The organism is Xanthomonas sp. SHU 166 (assembly GCF_000364685.1).
Classification (GTDB): domain Bacteria; phylum Pseudomonadota; class Gammaproteobacteria; order Xanthomonadales; family Xanthomonadaceae; genus Xanthomonas_A; species Xanthomonas_A sontii.
The window spans coordinates 1-1,070 of record NZ_AQOJ01000736.1 but is presented as its reverse complement, the minus strand read 5'-3'; the positions used below and the strand labels follow the sequence as shown (position 1 = coordinate 1,070).

Sequence of the window (1,070 nt, the reverse complement as noted above, 5' to 3'; positions counted from 1 at the left end):
CGGCCTCCACCCGTTGCGGCAGCGCCGACCGCAGCCGCCAGCGGGTCAGCGCGCTGAGCGGGCGCTCGGTCTGCAGCACGGCGTCGGCCGTCAGCCGGGTGCCGGCCGGTGCCTGCCGCGGCAGGTCCAGGGCGACCAATTGCCGGCGGTCGGTCGGTTCCACCTCGAGCTGGTAGTCCCAGCCGCCGGGTGCGAGCTGGATCGGCGGTGCCGGCGCGAAGGCGTTGTCGCGCTGCGCACGCCAGGTGCGGCCGTCGAAATCCCACAGCACCGGGCCGCGCCAGTAGCGCTGCGCCGGTGCCGGCACCGGGCCGAAGAACTGCACACGCAATGCGGGGGTGTCGTCGGCCAGCAGGTCCAGCCACTGCCCCGGACTCATCGTGTCCGACAGGCCGGGCCGGCCCAGCGCACGTTCCGGTACGCCCCACAGCGGCGAACCCAGGCGCGGGAACAGCCAGAACGCGGCCAGCGCCAGCGGCAGGCCCAACGCCAGCAGACGGCCGACGCCGCGCAGTTGCCCGCGCAGCGGCCGCCGCGCGCTGTGCCCTTCCTGGTCGGCCAGGCGCTGCATGCACAGCAGGGCCGCGATCACCGCGGCCAGCCCCAGCGCCATCGTCACCGGCCCCTGGTCGAGCAGGAAGGCGGCGAACGGCGCGAACAGGGCGAAGCCAAGCAGGCTGCGCGCATCGCGCAGGCTCTTCAGTTCCGAGGGCTTGATCGCCAGCATCGCCGCCAGCAGTGCGCAGCCGGTATCGCGGCCGAAGCGCAGGCCGACCTGCCAGTACAGCGCCGCGAGCATGACTGCGACCAAGGCCAGGCGCAGCAGCGCCGGCAGCGGCCGCCACGCCGAACTGGCGCCGATCAGCAGGGCGGACAGCGCGATCAGCCAGGCCAGTGTCGCGGGCAACTGCAGCAGCAGCGGCAGCAAGGCCAGCAGCGCCGCGCCCAGCGCCCAGGCGCGGCTGGCGGCGTGCAGTGCGGGCGAGTGTGGCTCAGTCATGCGGCAGCAGCGCCAGCGCGCGCAGGCACAGATGCCGGTGCTGCAGGCCGCGGCCCGGCCCCAGCGCCGG

The 1,070-nt window shown here is 75.0% G+C and carries 1 protein-coding gene; it reads right to left on the bottom strand.

The window, feature by feature from the left end:
* Positions 1-1,000, bottom strand: a 1,000-nt coding sequence (locus D180_RS17145) for a DUF3488 domain-containing protein (RefSeq protein ID WP_017913762.1), incomplete at its 3' end; no start/stop codon positions are given.
* Between the last annotated feature and the right edge of the window lie 70 nt (positions 1,001-1,070).